Genomic DNA, 17,541 nt, shown 5'->3' on the forward strand with positions numbered 1-17,541 from the left:
GGCCTTCTCGGTGACCACGGCCTTGGCCCGCTGCAGGCTGCTGCAGGCGCCCTGGATCAGCAACGTGCGCAGATACGCATCGCCACGACAGCTGATCTCACCCAGTCGCGCATGCCCGCCGCTGGAGTGCTGAATAGGCACCGAACCGAGCCAGGCGGCCATTTGTCGACCCTGCTTGAACTCGCAGGCGTGGCCGACCGTGGCCATGACCGCATCGGCGGTGATCGCGCCGACGTCAATGATGGCCCGCAACCGTACACAGCGCTCACTCGTCGCGCGCGCAGGTCTGGATAGACCGCATCTGACGTGGCCGCACTACGGCCATCGTGCCGAACTGACGAGGCCAGCATGGGTGTCGATCTCCCCTTATTTGCATATCAATATATGTATTGATATTACATAAATTGTTATTTTATTTGTATGAATATGCCTTGTAGGCTGCGCCCTGTGAGGCACGCTTGTTTACAAGCATTCCTGAGGATTCACGGATCCTCAGCAAAGGACGTTGGACACCCATGAGCGCTCCCAAAGACATAAAAAGACGTAGCCAATCCTGGTTTGGCCACTCCGGCAAGAGCGGCTTTCTTTATCGAAGCTGGCTGAAGAACCAGGGCTATCCCAGCGACCTGTTCGACGGCCGTCCGGTGATTGGCATATGCAATACGTGGTCCGAACTGACGCCCTGCAACGGGCATTTCCGCGAGCTGGCGGAATACGTGAAACGTGGCGTCTACGAAGCCGGCGGGTTCCCGCTCGAATTTCCCGTCATGTCCCTGGGCGAGACGCAAATGCGTCCGACGGCGATGCTGTTCCGCAACCTGGCCAGCATGGATGTGGAAGAATCCATCCGCGCCAATCCGATCGACGGTATCGTGCTGCTGATGGGATGCGACAAGACAACGCCATCACTGATGATGGGCGCGGCCAGTTGCAACCTGCCCACCATCGGCGTGTCCGGCGGCCCGATGCTCACCGGTCGCTGGCGTGGCCAGAAACTCGGCTCCGGCACCGGCGTATGGAAAATGTCGGAAATGGTGCGCGCCGGCGAGATGAGCCAGGAAGATTTCGTCGAGGCCGAGTCATGCATGCATCGATCGAAAGGCGGTAGCTGCATGACCATGGGTACCGCCTCGACCATGGCCAATATGGTCGAGGCGCTAGGCATGTCATTGCCCGAGAACGCCGCCATACCAGCCGTGGATTCACGCCGCTACCGGCTGGCCCAACTCAGTGGGCGACGCATCGTGCAGATGGTGCATGAAGACATGCGCATGTCGAAGATCATGACGCGCGAGGCATTCGAGAATGCCATTGTCGCCAATGCGGCCATCGGCGGATCAACCAATGCCGTCATACACCTGTTGGCTATGGCTGGCCGCATCGGCGTGGAGCTGAACCTGCAGGATTGGGATGACCTGGGTTCGAAACTTCCCTGCCTCGTCAATTTGCAACCCTCCGGCGAGCACCTGATGGAGGATTACTACTACGCCGGCGGCCTGCCTGCGGTGCTGCGCGAAATTGCCCCGCACCTGCACCTCGACGCGATGACGGCGAACGGCAAGACGCTGGGCGAAAACATCGAGTCGGCACCCTGCTGGAATCGCGACGTCATCAAGACCGCCAGCGAACCTTTCAAAACCGAGGCCGGCATCGCCGTATTGCGCGGCAACCTGGCGCCGAACGGCGCGGTGATCAAGCCTTCGGCTGCCTCACCGCATCTGCTCCAGCATCGCGGGCGGGCCGTCGTCTTCGAGAACATCGAGGAGCTGCATGCGCTCATCGATGATGACTCACTGGATATCGATGAGCACTGCGTGATGGTGCTGAAGAACTGCGGCCCACGAGGCTATCCCGGCATGGCCGAAGTGGGCAACATGCCATTGCCGCCCAAGCTGCTCAAGCGGGGCATCACCGACATGGTGCGCATCTCCGACGGGCGCATGAGCGGCACCGCCTACGGAACCGTGATCCTGCACACCTCGCCCGAGGCCGCGGCAGGCGGCCCTCTGGCCCTGGTGCAGAATGGAGACACGATCGAGCTCGACGTGCCTGCACGGCGAATCCACCTGGACGTGACCGAGGAAGAACTCTCGCGCCGGCGCAAGCTCTGGAAAGCACCCGACGTTCCCAAGCGGGGCTGGTACAAACTGTATGTGGATCACGTGCAGCAAGCTCACCTCGGTGCCGACCTCGATATCCTTGTCGGTAACAGCGGAAGCGATGTGCCGCGCGACTCACACTGAATAGGTGTGCCGAGACCGCCGCTCAACATGATCGCGATACTGAGGTTGCCATGTTTGGTAACACACTATACGTGTGTATAGACATCCATTCCAAAACTTCATGACTATGCAGCATTCCGCATCGAAAGACAGGAAAATGACACAAGACGACACCCTTGCATAACTGCAATATGGAAACGTGCATCGTCATTTAAGGTAAAGCACAGGCCAGTGCCACGGGAACAACATGGCGGCAGATATCGACCAACGCAGGCGTTTTATCAAAGGTGTAGCCACCACGCTGGCCTCTGTTGTGGCCATGCCGGCTGCGCGGGCATTCAGTCCTGACGTTGCCGATGCAGCAACGGCGACTGCAACGAGTACCACCATGACGTCACGTGGCAAACAAGTGCAACGCATGCAGGGTTTTGCGCTGAGCCAGGTGCGTCTGCTCGATAGCGATTTTGCCACCGCAGCAGCCGTCAATCGCCGCTACCTGCACAGTCTGCCGGTAGATCGGCTGGCTCACAGTTTCCGCTTGCAAGCCGGGCGTCTGTCTCATGCCGAACCGCTGGGCGGCTGGGAGAGTCCCGATTGCGAACTGCGCGGTCACTTCAGCGGCGGCCACTATCTATCAGCCGCAGCCTTGGCCTATGCCAGCGATGGTGACGCGCTGTTGAAAGGGCGCGCCGATGCACTGGTGACTGAGCTGGCAGCATGTCAGCAACCGAACGGCTACCTCAGTGCATTTCCTGAAAGTTTCTTTGACCGTCTCAGTAACGGCCAGAAGGTGTGGGCACCGTTTTACACTATCCACAAGATCCAGGCCGGCCTGCTGGACATGTATCGCCATACCGGCAATCAGCAAGCTCTGAAGGTGGCTACGGGTATCGGCGACTGGGTAGTGCACTGGCTCAACGGCTTCTCCGACGCACAAATGACGCACATCCTGGAAACCGAGTTTGGCGGTATCAACGACTCGATGTACGAGCTGTATGCCATTACCGGCAATGGCCGTTATCTCGATGCCGCCCATCGCTTTGACCAAGCCTCGCTTTACGATCCGCTGGCCGCCCATCGCGACGAGCTGAAGGGCCTGCACAGCAACACGCAGATCCCCAAGATCATCGGTGCCGCGCGCCGTTACGAGCTGACCGGCGAGCCACGCTATCGGCGAATCGCCGAGTTCTTCTGGGAAACGGTCAGCGAGAACCGTACCTATGCCACCGGCGGTTCCAGCAACGATGAATTCTGGAAGACCGGCCCGGGTGACCTCAAGGGGCAACTCGGACTGTATGCCGCCGAGTGCTGCGTGGCCTACAACCTGCTCAAGCTAACCCGTCATGTGTATACATGGAACGGCGATCCGCGGGCCTTCGACTATTACGAACGGACGCTCTACAACGCACGCCTGGGCACCCAGGACGGCGACGGCATGAAGCTCTATTACTATCCACTGCAGGCCGGTGCCAACAAGTTTTACAACTCGCCGTTCAAGTCGTTCTGGTGTTGCACCGGCACCGGTGCGGAGGAATTCGCGCGCTTCAACGAGAACATCTATTTTCACGAGGAACAGGATCTGTACGTCAACCTGTTTATTCCTTCCGAACTGCGCTGGCCCGAACAGCAACTGACGCTGCTACAGGAAACCACCTTTCCCCGCGAGCAACAGACACGCTTTCTGCTCAGGCTCGTCGAGCCGGTCACGATGGCGCTGAATCTGCGCATTCCCGCATGGATTGGGCCAGATGCCGCGTTACGCCTGAATGGCAAGACCCTTGATGTGTTTGCCTCACCTGGCAGCTACCTGACATTGCGTCGTGAATGGCACGACGGTGACCGCATCGAGCTGGAGCTCCCGATGGCCCTGCACAGTGAGCCCCTACCCGGGGATGAGACTCTGCACGCAGTGCGTTACGGGCCACTAGTGCTGGCTGCGCGGCTCGGCAGCAAAGGCATCACCCACGAAATGCAATATGCCGACATGAGGGCCGCACCGAAACCGGAACCCAAACCCCAATCGGCACCGCAAATCGCGACGAACGCGCCGGGAAAGCTGGACTGGGTCGTGCCCGCAAACACGCCATTGACATTTATCGCCCGGACTAGCCACGGCGAAGTGCCGATGGCACCACTGAACCAGATTCGTGGCGAACGCTATGCCGTTTACTGGCAAGCCGAATCAGCAATCGCCAGCGACGCATGAGACACCGGGCGCAGCGCGTTCCGTCGTTAGAGCGGTCATAGCCCTCAGGTTGTGCCCGCAGGAAACGCACCAGAGCCGGTGCACCTGCCGTTCCCGAACACCTATGACGTGATGGCGGGGCACGACTTCACCGCGCTGCCGGGAGCTTCGGCCCCAAACGTTCGGTGTCGAACGGATCAAGCGCGCAACGAATGGTCGGCACATGCCACGTGCACGAACCGACGCCTGGCGATGCCTCACCGTGCCAGCCTAATGGACAGGAGCGCGCATCCGTGCGCCGGCAAGTCGAGGGACAGGCGTGCGGACGCCTTCCGCGGCTGGCCGCTCCAAAGGTCGCGAGCGTCGTAGCTGCCGGAAGCCAGGCCGAGCGCGCCCCATGGCGCATCCAGCGAAACGGGCTTGTCGTCCAGATTGAAGATCGCCAGGTAGCGCTCGCCATCGCGCCGACCGGACGCCACCCAGACTCGCACGTGATCGAATCCTTGCGGCAGGCGGGTGACTGGATGATTGTCCCGGCTGCTCTGGTCGACTGCGATCACGTCCTTGTTGGTGATCAGCGCGCGCGTGGCGTTGTCCAATCTGGTCAGGTTGGCGCCGAGGACAAGCGGCGAGCGTGCGATCGCTTGCAAGGTCAGCAGCGTGCGCTGCTCGTCCATGGACAGGCGCGAAGGGCGCGCCGGGCCGAAGCCGGGGTGCGGCGCGAGCGTGCCGATCGGCAGCATGTCGGCATCCGGCCAGTGGCCGTCGCGAGCCTGGTCCGCCCATGGCGGCAGGCGATCGAAGAGGTCGCTGATACCCGACGGGAAAGTATCGGTGGGGTGGTCATGCACGAACTTCCAGCCATCCCAGACATCGTTGGTAATGCGCCACATCTGACCGTACCGGCGAATCTCCGCGGCATGCGACAAATGCGTCGGGCCGGGCGACAGGCTGAGCACGATCGGGCGGCCGGTCTTACGGATCGCCTTGGCAATCTGGCGGATCTCGCTGATCTTGTAAGGGTGATCGGCAATGCAATCGACCTTGAGGAAGTCCACGCCCCAGCGCGCATACATGGCGAGCATGGAGTCGTAGTAGGCCTGACCGGCAGGCGTGTCGCGCACGCCGTAGTTGCTGTCGTCCCAGGGGCAGGTGTCCGCGGTGTCGGCGACCTCTTTTGCATGGAAGGCGGAGCCGGCGACCGGCAGGTTCGCCGCCACCGCCTGTTTGGGAATGCCGCGCACGATATGGATGCCGAACTTCAATCCTTGCGCATGTACCCAATCGGCCAGCGCCTTGAAGCCTTGCCCATGGGCAGCGGAGGGAAAGCGGTTGGGTGCGGGAACCAGCAGGCCGTGCGCATCCATGGCGTAGTCGCGGGTCTGCAACTTGTCGGCGAATGGATTGCGCATGTACCAGCCCTCGTCGATGACGACGTAAGACCAGCCGTAACCGTGCAATCCGGCGAGAATGCGGGCGTTCGCCTTGAAATCGGGCTCATCGATCGTGAGCCCGAACGAGTCCCAGCTGTTCCAGCCCATGGGCGGGGTGGGGCTGACTTCTTTGGCCGCCGCCATGCTGGCCGTGGCCAGCATGAGCATCAGCAGCACAGCTCGCATGCGTTTGGACATCGGGTTTGCTCCATGTTGCAGATTGGCGTCGGCGGCTGGCGCCGCTTGCGCGATGCCGGCGAGGCCGGACAGCAGGAACAGCAGTGCGCTCTCGGGTGCCAGGCATGGCGGTCCCCTAGCGCCCGATCTCGCGCAGCGGCTTGCCCGCCATCAGGTTGCGCTCGATCTGTTCCAGAGTGACGTTGCGGGTTTCCGGGATCAGTGCGAAGGTAATCAGCAGGAACACCAGGTTGAATCCGCCATACAGCCAGAACGTGGCGGCGTTGCCGATGCCGTTGAGCAGGGTCAGGAAGGTGGCGCCGACGATCATGTTGGCGATCCAGTTGGTGAAGGTCGAACAGCCGATACCGAAATCACGCCCCTTCAAGGGCTGCACCTCGGAACACAGCGTCCAGATCAGCGGCCCGGCGGACATCGCGAAGCCCACGATGAACAACAGCAGCATCGCCACCGTGAAGATCTGCTCGCCATGCGTGGCGATGCCCAGGTGCATCATGGTGCCCACCAGACCCAGACCCAGCGCCATGATGGTGAAGCCGGTGTACAGGATCGGCTTGCGGCCCCAGCGATCGACCAGGCCAATCGCGATGAAGGTGGCCAGGACATTGGTCAGGCCGACCGCGGCCGTGAACCACATCTGTGCCGCCGTGGCGTAGCCCATGTCCTGGAAAATGCGCGGTGCGTAGTACATCACCACGTTCATGCCGGTGAACTGCTGCATCACCTGCAGCAGCACACCCAGTCCCACCGAACGGCGAAAGTTGGGGTTTTCCAGGAACAGGTGCCAGCCGTGCTGCGGCATTTTCAGCTGCTCCTCGATGTCGGCCACCTCGCGAGCCACCTGCACGGCATCCCCACGCAGGCCGTGCAGAACCGCCGTCGCCTCCTGCTTGCGCCCGCGCATCATCAGCCAGCGCGGGCTGTCCGGCAGCAGGAACAGACCCAGCAGGAACAGGAAGCCTGGAATCGCGATGATGCCCAGCATCCAGCGCCAGTTGCCGCTGTAGCTGAACGCGGTATCGGACAGGAAAGCCACCAGGATGCCGGTGGTGATCATCAGCTGGTACAGCGAGATCATCGCGCCACGCGTCTGCTCCGGTGCCACCTCGGCCAGGTACAGCGGCGCGGTGAAAGTGGCCACGCCGATCGCCAGGCCGAGGATCAGTCGTGCCGCAATCAGGGTTTCCGGCGACCATGCCGCTGCACTCAGCAACGAGCCGATCACGAACAGCACACCGGCCAGGATCAGCGAGCGCTTGCGGCCCAGCGCGGCGGACATCCAGCCCGCACCGAGGGCACCGATGGCGGCGCCCAGCATCATCGAACTGACGATCCACTCGATCATGTGATCGGCGATCTGGAACTCCTTCTGGATGAACTGGGTGGCGCCGGAAATCACGCCGATGTCCAGGCCGAACATCAATCCGGCCAGCGCGGCCACGGCGCAGGTAAACAGGGCTGTCGACTTGTGCTGCACGGCGATCGGCTTTTCGGCAAGGGCGTTCATGGGATCTCTCCGGATTCGGAATCGGCTCGGCAGGACGGCCATCCGCACAGGCGGGCAGTCATTGCATGGGATGGAAGCGCGAAGGTGGTCACCTCGTCGGCACCGTCGCGGTTGGCAGCACGCGCCCGGGGACACCGGCAAAACGTGCCTCACTGATACCGCGCACGCCGGCGGTGACGGCGAACAGCGCGCCGGCCAGCGGCTCTTCGCGCAGACGGTCGGCGGACAGGCCTTCGCGGGCACTGGTGATGTAGAGCGTGTCCAGCGCCGGGCCGCCGAACGCCGCGCGGGTAGGCTGCCGGGTGGGTACGTGGACGACGGTGTCTTCGCTGCCATCGGGGCGATAGCGGACCACGCGGGACATGCCCCACTGCGCGTTCCACAGGCCGCCCTCGGCATCGACGGTCGAACCGTCGGGTTCGCCCTCGATACCGGCCAGATCCACGAAGGTTCGCGCCGCACCCACGCTGCCGTCGGCGTGGTAATCGCAGCACTGGATCCGTCGCGTGGGCGAGTCGCAGTAGTACAAGGTCGCGCCGTCGGGACTGAAGGCGAGACTGTTGCTGATCGCCACCGTCGGCAGCGGCAGCCGCTCCAGCGCGAGGTCTGCATTCAGCCGGTAGAAGCCGCCGACCGGCCGCTGCGACTCCCCCTGCAGTGGTTCGTGCAGGGTGCCGAACACGAAGCGGCCCTGGCGATCGCAGACGCCGTCATTGAGTCGGGTCGGCAGCCCGGCCTCCACCGCGACGATCGGTTGCAGTTCGCCGCTCTCCATATGGAAGAACGCCAGTTGCGAGGCCAGCCCCAGCAGCAGCCAGCCGTCGGCTTCGCACAGCGCGAACGAGGCCAGCCGTTCGGGCAACGCCCACTGACGGGTGCTGCCGTCATGCGGTGTGTAGCGCCACAGCGTGGCTGCCGGGATATCGGTCCAGTACAACGCCTGCGCCCGCGCACACCACAACACGCCCTCGCCCAGCTGATTGCCCGCCGCGAGCACGGCCCGCGCCTGCAGCATCGCGCCACTCAAACCCAACCCCCGTCGACGATGAAGTCCCTGGCGGTGATCATGCGGCTGTCATCGGCCCCCAGGAACAGCGCGGCGCGCGCCAGATCCTCGGCCATCACGTGGCCGGGCAGGCATTGCGAGCGTTCGATCGCGGCCTCGCCTTCGGCATCCAGCCACAATCGCTGCTGCTTCTCGGTGATCACCCAGCCGGGCACCAGGCAATTGATGCGAATGTGCTGCCGACCCAGCTCGCGCGCCAGCCCGGCGACCAGTCCGTGGATCGCGGCCTTGGCCATGGTGTACAGCGGGTAGCCACCATTCTTGATCATCCAGCTGATGGAACCCAGGCAGATCACCGAACCGCCACCGAGTGCCTGCATGTCGTCGAGCACCGCCTGGATCGCGAAATAGTGATGGCGCAGGTTGACCGCCACGTTGGCGTCGAAATCGGCCGGCGCGGTCTGCACAAAGTCATGCCGCACATCATTGGCGGCGTTGCTGACCAGCACCGCGATCGGTCCGATCTCTGCCCGCGCCCGCGCAATCGCTTGACCCAGCGCCTCAAGATCAGTCAGGTCACAGGCGACGAACATCGGGCGATGGGCCACGCCCGCGAGGCCCTCGAGCAGCGCCTGCGCGGCCGCGACATCGACATCAAGAAACGCCACCCGCGCGCCCTGTCGCGCGAAATGTTCGACGAAGCTGGCACCGATGCCGCTGGCACCGCCGGTGACCAGCACCGTGCGATCGACCAGACTGGGGTAGCTGGCATAGGTCGGTTGCTGCATCGACATCGCGCTCACCACTCCGCCACGCTGCCATCGTCATGGCGCCACAGCGGATTGCGCCAGCGGTGACCGACGGCGGCGCGCTCGTCGACGTAATCCTGGTTGACCGTGATGCCCAGGCCGGGGCCGTCGGGGATGCGCACGAAACCCTGCTCGTAGGCGAACACGCTGCGATCGCTGACGTAATCGAGCAGGTCGTTGGCGGCGTTGTAGTGGATGCCCAGGCTCTGCTCCTGGATGAACGCGTTGTGGCAGACCGCGTCCACTTGCAGGTTCGCGGCCAGCGCGATCGGGCCGAGCGGGCAATGCAGCGCCAGCGCCACGTCGTACGCCTCGGCCATCGCGGCGATCTTGCGCGTCTCGGTGATGCCGCCGGCGTGCGAGGGATCGGGCTGGATGATGTCGACGCCGCCGATCTGCAACACGCGCTTGAAGTCGTAGCGCGAATACAGCCGCTCGCCCAATGCGATCGGTGCGGGCGAGATCGCGGCCAGCTCGGGCAGGCATTCGAGGTGCTCGGACAGCACCGGCTCCTCGATGAACATCAGCTTGTACGGCGCCAGCTCGCGCATCAGCACCTTGGCCATCGGCTTGTGCACGCGGCCGTGGAAATCCAGACCCAACCCGACGTGCGGCCCGACTGCATCGCGCACCGCCTGCACGTTCTCCAGCATGCGCTCGACTTTCGCGTGGCTGTCGACGTATTGCAGTTCCTCGCTGGCATTCATCTTGATCGCGGTGAAGCCGCGCGCCACCGCCTCGCGGGCGGCCTGCGCGGTATCCGCCGGACGGTCGCCACCGATCCACGAGTACACCCGGATGCGCTCGCGCACCGGCCCGCCCAGCAGCGCGTGCACTGGCACGTTGAGGTCCTTGCCCTTAATGTCCCACAGCGCCTGATCGATGCCGGCAATCGCGCTCATCAGGATCGGACCGCCACGATAGAAGCCGCCGCGATACATCACGTTCCAGTGGTCTTCGATGTGGCGCGGATCCTTGCCGAGCAGGTAGTCGGACAGTTCGTCGACCGCAGCGGCCACAGTGCGCGCGCGGCCCTCGACCACCGGCTCGCCCCAGCCACTGATGCCGGCATCGGTGTCGATGCGCAGGAACAGCCAGCGCGGCGGCAGCAGGAACGTGGTCAGTGCGGTGATCTTCATGCTGTGCCTCCCGCCGGCAACGCCACCCACGCCTGCGCGAAAGCGCGCGCGCGATCGGCAACCTCGGCGACCTCGCGACCGGGCGCGTACAGCGCCGAACCGATGCCGAAGCCACTGGCCCCGGCCGCCACATACGACCCCATGTTGTCCGGCGTGATGCCGCCCACCGGCAGCAGCGCCAGCCCGGGCGGCAGCACGGCGCGCCAGGCCTTGATCACCGCCGGGCCGAGCTGCTCGGCGGGGAACATCTTCAGCGCATCGGCGCCGGCCGCCAGCGCGGCGAACGCCTCGGTCGGCGTGGCCACGCCCGGCGCGCAGATCAGCCCGGCACGTTTGGCGCTGGCGATCACCGTCGTGTCGGCGTGCGGCATCACGATCAGGCGGCCACCGGCGGCGGCGACCTCGCCGACCTGCGACGGCGTCATCACGGTGCCGGCACCGATCAGGCAGCGCTCGCCCAGGTGCTCCTGTAACAGGCGGATGCTGGCCAGCGGGTCGGGCGAATTGAGCGGCACCTCCAGCATGCGGAAGCCGGCGTCGGCGATCGCCGTACCGATGGCGACCGCCTCGCCCGGAATCAGCCCGCGCAGGATCGCGATGAGCGGCAACGGTTTCAGCCATGTATCGATCACGGATTGGCTCCATTCACGCGTGGTTGCGGCAGCGCGGCCGTGGTAAGTCCGGCGCTGCGTGCGATCTGCCACAGGCCCAGCGCGGCGGCCCCCGGCGGCGGCAGTGCCATGCCCAGTTCGAAACAGCTGGCGGCGGCGGCGTAACGACGGCACAGCGGCGCGTTGCCGATCAGTTGCAGCGGCGTGGCGGGATCGATCCTGCCGGCCGCCAGCGCGGCGCGCAACTCCTCGCCGATCAGCAGGCCGGACAGGTAGTCCGGCACGGCCAGCTGCGCGAGCCGCCCGGCCAGCACAAGCGCGCGCGCGGAGAACAGCCGGCTCAGCGCGCCGGCCGCGCCGCTGTCGCGCGCGGCCACCACGCCGCGCAGGAACGCCTCGTGGTCGACCGGCGGATCGTCCGCGCCGAGGCCGGCGCCGAGAATCGTGTGATGACGCACGGCCGCGTACAGCTCGCCGGTCATGCTGGTGGTGAAGTCCACCACGCGGCCGTTGCGCACGCTGACCCACTTGCTGTGGGTACCCGGCAGTAGCAGCGCCGAGCGCGCCGCCAGCACCGGCTGCAGCGCGAGCGCGCCGAAAATCTCGGTCTCCTCGCCACGCATCACGTCTGCGGTAGCGATATGGCGCAATCCTGGAATCAAATGCACACGCCGGCCGCCGGCGCTGTCGACATGACTCAGCGCGCGCGCCACCGCATCGAGACCGGCCGGCAGGTCGACGTATGGCACTTCGCGCCAGCCGTCGCGGCTGCCGACCATGCCCGAGGCCAGCAGCGGGAGCGCGGGCCAGCCGACCAGCACGTCGTCCAGTGCGGCATCGAAGCCACCCGGCGGCAAGCGGCGAATGCCCCAGCCCCGTGCGCGTGTTTCCAGGATGCCGCCCTGTTCGTCCAGCAGATAGGCGCGCAGGCTGGTGGTGCCCCAGTCCAGGCCGATCAATTCCGCTCGTGCTGCACTGTCGTTCATTGAACCTGCTTGTCCTTGCGTACGGGGACCGCCGCACCGGTGTAGTCGACGCTTTGCGCGGGCGCGGCATCGAAATCCGTGGCGGTCGGCGTGGGTCCGGCGATCCAGCGGATGTCGAACCGGCGCTGCGCCGGCATGCCCGGATAACTGCCTTCACGCTGGCCGATGGTCAGCGTGCCGCTGGCCTCGTCGTAGCTGAGCGGGATGCGCGCGTACGCGCCGTGTTCGTAGTCGTAGGTGGTGCCCTGGTCGTGGTATAGCGAGAAGCGGCCGTTCGCGCCGGTGTAGACATAGAGCGTGATCGGCGCATCCGGTTTCTCGTTGCTGTACTGGATCGCCGGGCCGACCGGCACGATCGCGCCGGCGCGCACGAACAGCGGCATCCGCGCCAGCGGTGCATCGGCCTGGATCGTGTTGCCACCGTCGTAGCGCTTGCCGGTGTAGAAGTCGTACCAGGCGCTGCCAGCCGGCAGATAGACCTCACGGCTGCGCGCGCCGTACACGGTCACCGGCGCGACCAGGAAGGCCGGGCCGAACATGTACTCGTCGTCGATGTCGCGCACCTTCGCATCGTCCGGAAAATCCATCACCAGGCCGCGCATGATGGTGCCGTCCTTGAAGTACGTGTTCGCCGCCAGCGTGTAGATGTACGGCAGCAGGCGATAGCGCAGCTTGTCGTACCAGGCCAGTGCGTTGTAGACGTCCGAACCGACCGGGGCGAGGTTGTAGATCTCGCGGTTGACACCCTGGCCGTGCGAGCGGAACAAAGGCATGAAGCTGCCGAACTGGAACCAGCGCAGGTTAAGCTCGCGCCATTCCTTCAGGTCTTTCGCGTCAGGTTTCTCATAGCGCGTCTCCAGCGCATAACCGCCGATGTCGGTGGTCCAGTTCGGGATGCCCGACAGCGAGAAGTTGATGCCGGCGGAGATCTGGTCGCGCAGGTTGCTCCAGCGCGCCACCACGTCGCCGCTCCAGCCCGCCGCGGCATTGCGCTGCTCGCCGGCGAACATGGAGCGGGTGAGGATGAACACGCGCTTGTCCGGATAGCTGGCACGGCTGCCCTGATAGACCGCGCTGGTCGTCATCAGCGAATAGGAGTTGAAGAACGCCGCGCCTGGTCCCATCGCCGTCGGTCCCATCAGCAGCTTGCGCTCGGCGACGCTGGTGTTGGAGGTGATGTCCGGCTCGGTGGCGTCCATCCACCACGCATCGATGCCGAGGTCAGCCAGGTTTTCGCGAATCTGTCGCCAGTAGATCTGGCGCCCGGCTTCCGAATAGGGATCGTAGAAGGAGTTGAGGTAACCCGGACCAACCCAGTCCTTGGTGCCTAGCTGTACATTGAGCCGGTACATCGCTCCCTTCGCGTCGAGCTCCTGGTAATTTTTCGTGGTCGGGTAGAACTTCGGCCACACCGAAATCATCAGGTTCGCGTGCTCGGCATGCACTTGGTCGACCATTGCCTTTGGATCGGGGTAGCGCGACTTGTCGAACCGGTGCGAACCCCAGGCGTCGTCTTTCCAGTAGCGCCAGTCCTGCACGATGTTGTCCAGCGGCAGCTTGAGATCACGGTAGCGCTTGAGCACGCCAAGCAGCTGCGCCTGCGTTTCATAGTGGTCGCGGCTCTGCCAGAAGCCGTAGGCCCAGCGCGGCAGCATCACCGCCTTGCCGGTGACGTCGCGATAGCCGGCGATGACATCGTCCAGGTTGTTGCCGTCGATGAAGTAATAGTCGACCGCGTGACCCAGTTCGGAGGACAGCGACAGTTCGTTCTGCTCGGCGGCGGGCAGCGGGTCCTGGTGATCGAGTGCGATATAGCCCGACTGCGGCGTCCACTCGATGCGGATCGCGTGCTTCTCGCCGGGCTTCATCTGCACGAAGAAATTGCGATACCAGGGATTCCAGTTCTGGCGCCAATCATCCAGCACCAGCTTGCCGTCGACATACAGCTTGAAATAGCCGCTCGCGTAGAGGCGGAACTTGTGCAGGCCGGCGACATCGGACGCCACCGAACCCTTCCATTCCACCGTCTGACCCGGGCCACCGGTGATGCCCTTGGCATCGGTGAGCTCGGCCGGCCAGTGCTTGAGATCCTTGATGTATTGGTAATTGACCTCGGACTCGTCGCGGCTGAGCTTGAGCTTGCCGTCGACGTAATAGTTCGCGGTGAAGCCGCCCGGCTTGCCGTCGGCGTCGAACAGCTTCAGCTGCTTGTCGATCATCTGGTACGGACGCGGATCGCCAAAGCGGGTGATCGAGTTGTTGTCCCACAGCAGGCCGTAATTGCGGCTGGACACCACGAACGGAATGCCGATGTCCATGTTGTGCTGGGCCAGCTCGACGTCCTTGCCCTTGTAGTTCATCGTGCCTTTCTGGTGCTGGCCGAGGCCGTAGAACGCCTCGTCATCGGGCGAGGCAAACTGCTGGCGCACCGCGTAGAACAACTGCTTCTGCACAGTCACCGGGGTGAAGCTGCGTCCCTTCGGCTGCTCGGCGAGTATCAGCTTGCCGTCCTTGCCTAGGAATTTCACCGCCCCGCTATCGATCGCAACATCGGCGGTCAGCTCGGCGGTCTTCAGTAGCACGTGGCCGGCCTCGGTGCTGACGCTGAAATGCTTGTCGCCACCGGTCTTCACCGCCATCAGGCTTTTGGGCAGATCGAACGACCCGGCCGGTATCGCGGTGACGTGGATGATCGTGTCGCTGACCACCTGCAGGCGTACCTGCTTCGCCGTACCGCCGACATCGACAATCACCCCATCCGCAATCTGCCGGAAGGCGGCCTTCGTGGCCGTGGCACTGGCCGGCGCGGCGGCCTTTGCCGGATCGGCATGGCTGCTGCAACCCGAGATCAGCGCGACGGTCAGCCCAGCGGCCAGCATCTTCATGTGAGTGCGTTGCATGATTCAGTCTCCCAGCGTCAGGCTGGCTGACAGCGGTGTGTGGTTGGAGGCGTCACCCACGTAAACGGTGAAGCGACCCGGATCGACCTGCCAGCCATGTTTGGCGACGTCGTAGTAGGCGAACGAGCGGCGGTCCAGGGTCAGGCTGATGTGCATGCTCTGACCCGGCTTCAGCCTCACCTTGCGGAACGCCTTCAGCTCGCGCGCGGGCCGGGCCAGCTTCGCCGAAGGATCACCCACGTAGACCTGGGCCACTTCGGCGCCGTCACGCGCGCCGGTGTTGGTCACGTCGAACGAAACGGTGACCGTATCGCCCACCTTCGTCGAGGTCGGCGACACGCTGAGCTTGCTGAAGGCGAAGCTCGTGTACGAAAGCCCATAGCCGAACGCGAACAATGGCTGCGGCTTGTCGGGATACGTCGTATACCAGCGATAACCAAGGAACACGCCCTCGCCGTATTTCACGGTGGGATTCGTGCCGGCGGGATGCGGCGGCGCATCGTAGAAATCATGGGTGGGATTATCTTTCCACTCACGATCGAAACTGATCGGCAACTTGCCTTCCGGCGTATGCGCACCGAACAGGACCTCGGCGATCGCACGACCGCCTTCCTGACCCGGATACCAGCTCTGCAGCAGCGCCGGTACCTTGTCCAGCCAGCCATCGGTCGCATAGGCGTCGCCGGAGTTCACGGTGACGATGGTCTTCTTGTTCACTGAGGCCACCGCCTCGATCAGCGCTTCCTGGCCCCACGGCAACTGGAACGTGCGATCGAACGCCTCGCTCTCGGAGGTGGGATCAAAGCCGACCGCGACCACCGCCGCGTCCGCCATTGCCGCCATTTTTCTCGCATCGGGCGAGATCAGCTCGTCCAGCGCGATCACGCCCAGACCCATGCGGCTGTAGCTGACGTCGGGCTGGTAATCGAGACGGATGCTCACCGGCTTGCCCGCGACCAGATCGAGCGTGACGTACAACGGCGCCTGGCCTTCGCGCTGTGGCTGGCTGATCACCGGCTTGCCATTCACCAGCAGCCGGTAGGTATCCTGACTGGCGGCGGCGGTGAGGAACAGGTACTTGCCGCTGTGGCCGGGCACGAAGCTGCCGCTCCAGCGGATGCTCTGACGCTCGGTGGCCGGCGTGGTCCACAGCTCCGGCTTCCACTGGTCGACGTGCTCGTCGATGGAGGTCGCGCTGGGCTTGCCCTGGAAATCGGCATTGGCAAATGTCTGCCGCAGCAGTCCCTTGCCGCCATCCGGGCTGACGAAGCTTGACTGCTTGAATACCTCGTCCGGCGAGGGCAGGCCGCGGCTGTACAGCACATGCACCTTGTCACCGAGCTGATGGGTGATGCCGCTGAGCACGCTTTGCGCCTCGAACGTATCGACATGCGAACTACCGCCGGCACTGCTGATCGCCGGAAAGGCATTCGGACCGATCACCGCGATCGTCTTGATCGTCGAGGCATCCAGCGGCAGCACGTGATACGCGTTCTTCAGAAGCACCAGGCCCTCGCGCGCAGACTGCAGCGCCACCGCATCGTTGTCGAGGTTGAACAACGGGATCGACAAGTCCTGCTGCGGTCGATCCAGAAATCCGAAACGCACGGCGGTGCGCAAAATGCGGCGCACCTTGTCGTTCAAGACATCCTGCGACAGCTTGCCGTCCTTCAACAGCGGCAGCAGCCGCTGCGGCGTCATCGCCTCGGCGGCGGGCATCTCCAGATCGAGCCCGGCGTTGAACGCCTTGATGCCGTCATGGGTGGCGCCCCAGTCGGACATGAAGATGCCGTTGAAGCCCCAGTCCTTCTTCAGGATGTCATGGCTGATCGCATGGTTCTCGCTGAGATAATCGCCGTTGACCAGGTTGTAACTGCTCATCACCGCACCGACGTGCGCATCCTTCACCGCCATTTCGAACGCCGGCAGATAGATTTCGTGCAAGGTCCGCTCGTCGATGATGGTGTCGAGGTGGCGCCGGTCGTATTCGGAATTGTTCGCCACGAAATGCTTGATCGTGGCGACCACACCCTGGCTCTGGATGCCGTCGATGAAGCCGACCGCCATGCTGCCGGCGAGGAACGGATCCTCGCTGTAGTACTCCATGTTGCGGCCGTTCTGCGGTGCGCGATGGATATTTGCGCCGGGGCCGAGGAAGAAGTTCACGCCACGCGCGCGCGCATCGCGGCCCATCGCCTCACCCACCCGCCGCGCCAGCGCCGGATCCCACGAGGCGGCCAGGCCGACACCGGCCATGTAGGCGGTCGAGGTCCCCACCGAACGCACGCCGAACGGGCCATCCGACATCCGCAGGCGCGGCAGTCCGATACCCGGTTCGGCGCGGATGTACATGTTGTCCTCGCCACCGATCAGCTCGACTTTCCGGGCAAGGCTCAGTTTGGCCAGCATCGCGTCGACGCGATGCTCGATGGCCGGCGAATCCGCGACCGGGCCCGTGGAGACGGACGTGGCAGCCTGCACGGCGGAGCTCGCGCCGAGGCAGGCCAGCAGGGTCAGGCTCAGGGTTTTCAAGCGCATCGAATCA

General features: G+C 64.2%; 11 protein-coding genes and 1 pseudogene. 2 read left to right on the forward strand and 10 right to left on the reverse strand.

Features of this window, described 5'->3' with window-relative positions; translation table 11 throughout:
* Window positions 1–24 precede the first annotated feature (24 nt).
* Window positions 25–267 (reverse strand): annotated as a pseudogene (locus B0E47_RS04595) (transposase); the annotation flags it as partial.
* A 191-nt stretch (window positions 268–458) separates the two neighbouring features.
* Between B0E47_RS04595 and B0E47_RS04600 the strand changes: the two are divergent.
* Complete coding sequence (locus tag B0E47_RS04600) at window positions 459–2,243, forward strand: IlvD/Edd family dehydratase (protein WP_254422810.1); 1,785 nt, start codon at window positions 459–461, stop codon at window positions 2,241–2,243.
* 226 nt (window positions 2,244–2,469) lie between these two features.
* Window positions 2,470–4,428, forward strand: a complete 1,959-nt coding sequence (locus B0E47_RS04605; RefSeq protein WP_077512823.1) for a glycoside hydrolase family 127 protein — start codon at window positions 2,470–2,472, stop codon at window positions 4,426–4,428.
* Window positions 4,429–4,664: 236 nt separating this feature from the next.
* On the opposite strand, the gene B0E47_RS04610 is transcribed toward B0E47_RS04605, so the two are convergent.
* The 9 genes from B0E47_RS04610 to B0E47_RS04650 all read right to left on the reverse strand — a co-directional run bounded on the left by B0E47_RS04610 (window position 4,665) and on the right by B0E47_RS04650 (window position 17,534).
* On the reverse strand, window positions 4,665–6,038 hold the full coding sequence (locus B0E47_RS04610) for a glycoside hydrolase family 27 protein (RefSeq protein WP_254422811.1): 1,374 nt from the start codon (window positions 6,036–6,038) through the stop codon (window positions 4,665–4,667).
* A gap of 115 nt (window positions 6,039–6,153) precedes the next feature.
* Window positions 6,154–7,545, reverse strand: a complete 1,392-nt coding sequence (locus B0E47_RS04615) for a sugar porter family MFS transporter (RefSeq protein WP_077512824.1) — start codon at window positions 7,543–7,545, stop codon at window positions 6,154–6,156.
* An 88-nt stretch (window positions 7,546–7,633) separates the two neighbouring features.
* Window positions 7,634–8,560, reverse strand: a complete 927-nt coding sequence (locus B0E47_RS04620; protein WP_077512888.1) for an SMP-30/gluconolactonase/LRE family protein — start codon at window positions 8,558–8,560, stop codon at window positions 7,634–7,636.
* A gap of 8 nt (window positions 8,561–8,568) precedes the next feature.
* Window positions 8,569–9,345, reverse strand: a complete 777-nt coding sequence (locus B0E47_RS04625; RefSeq protein WP_077512825.1) for an SDR family oxidoreductase — start codon at window positions 9,343–9,345, stop codon at window positions 8,569–8,571.
* Between the two features lie 5 nt (window positions 9,346–9,350).
* On the reverse strand, window positions 9,351–10,499 hold the full coding sequence (dgoD, locus tag B0E47_RS04630) for a galactonate dehydratase (RefSeq protein WP_077512826.1): 1,149 nt from the start codon (window positions 10,497–10,499) through the stop codon (window positions 9,351–9,353).
* A complete protein-coding gene (locus tag B0E47_RS04635) occupies window positions 10,496–11,131 on the reverse strand; it encodes a 2-dehydro-3-deoxy-6-phosphogalactonate aldolase (protein ID WP_077512827.1) in 636 nt (211 codons plus the stop codon). Before B0E47_RS04635 ends, dgoD begins: the two co-directional genes overlap by 4 nt.
* On the reverse strand, window positions 11,128–12,096 hold the full coding sequence (locus B0E47_RS04640) for a 2-dehydro-3-deoxygalactonokinase (RefSeq protein WP_077512828.1): 969 nt from the start codon (window positions 12,094–12,096) through the stop codon (window positions 11,128–11,130). The genes B0E47_RS04635 and B0E47_RS04640 overlap by 4 nt, the downstream gene beginning before the upstream one ends.
* A complete protein-coding gene (locus B0E47_RS04645) occupies window positions 12,093–14,996 on the reverse strand; it encodes a TIM-barrel domain-containing protein (RefSeq protein ID WP_077512829.1) in 2,904 nt (967 codons plus the stop codon). The genes B0E47_RS04640 and B0E47_RS04645 overlap by 4 nt, the downstream gene beginning before the upstream one ends.
* Before the next feature lie 3 nt (window positions 14,997–14,999).
* Entirely contained in the window at window positions 15,000–17,534 is a 2,535-nt protein-coding gene (locus B0E47_RS04650; RefSeq protein WP_077512830.1) for a glycoside hydrolase family 3 C-terminal domain-containing protein, read from the reverse strand.
* Between the last annotated feature and the right edge of the window lie 7 nt (window positions 17,535–17,541).

Source organism: Rhodanobacter sp. B05, assembly GCF_002001085.1.
GTDB lineage: Bacteria > Pseudomonadota > Gammaproteobacteria > Xanthomonadales > Rhodanobacteraceae > Rhodanobacter.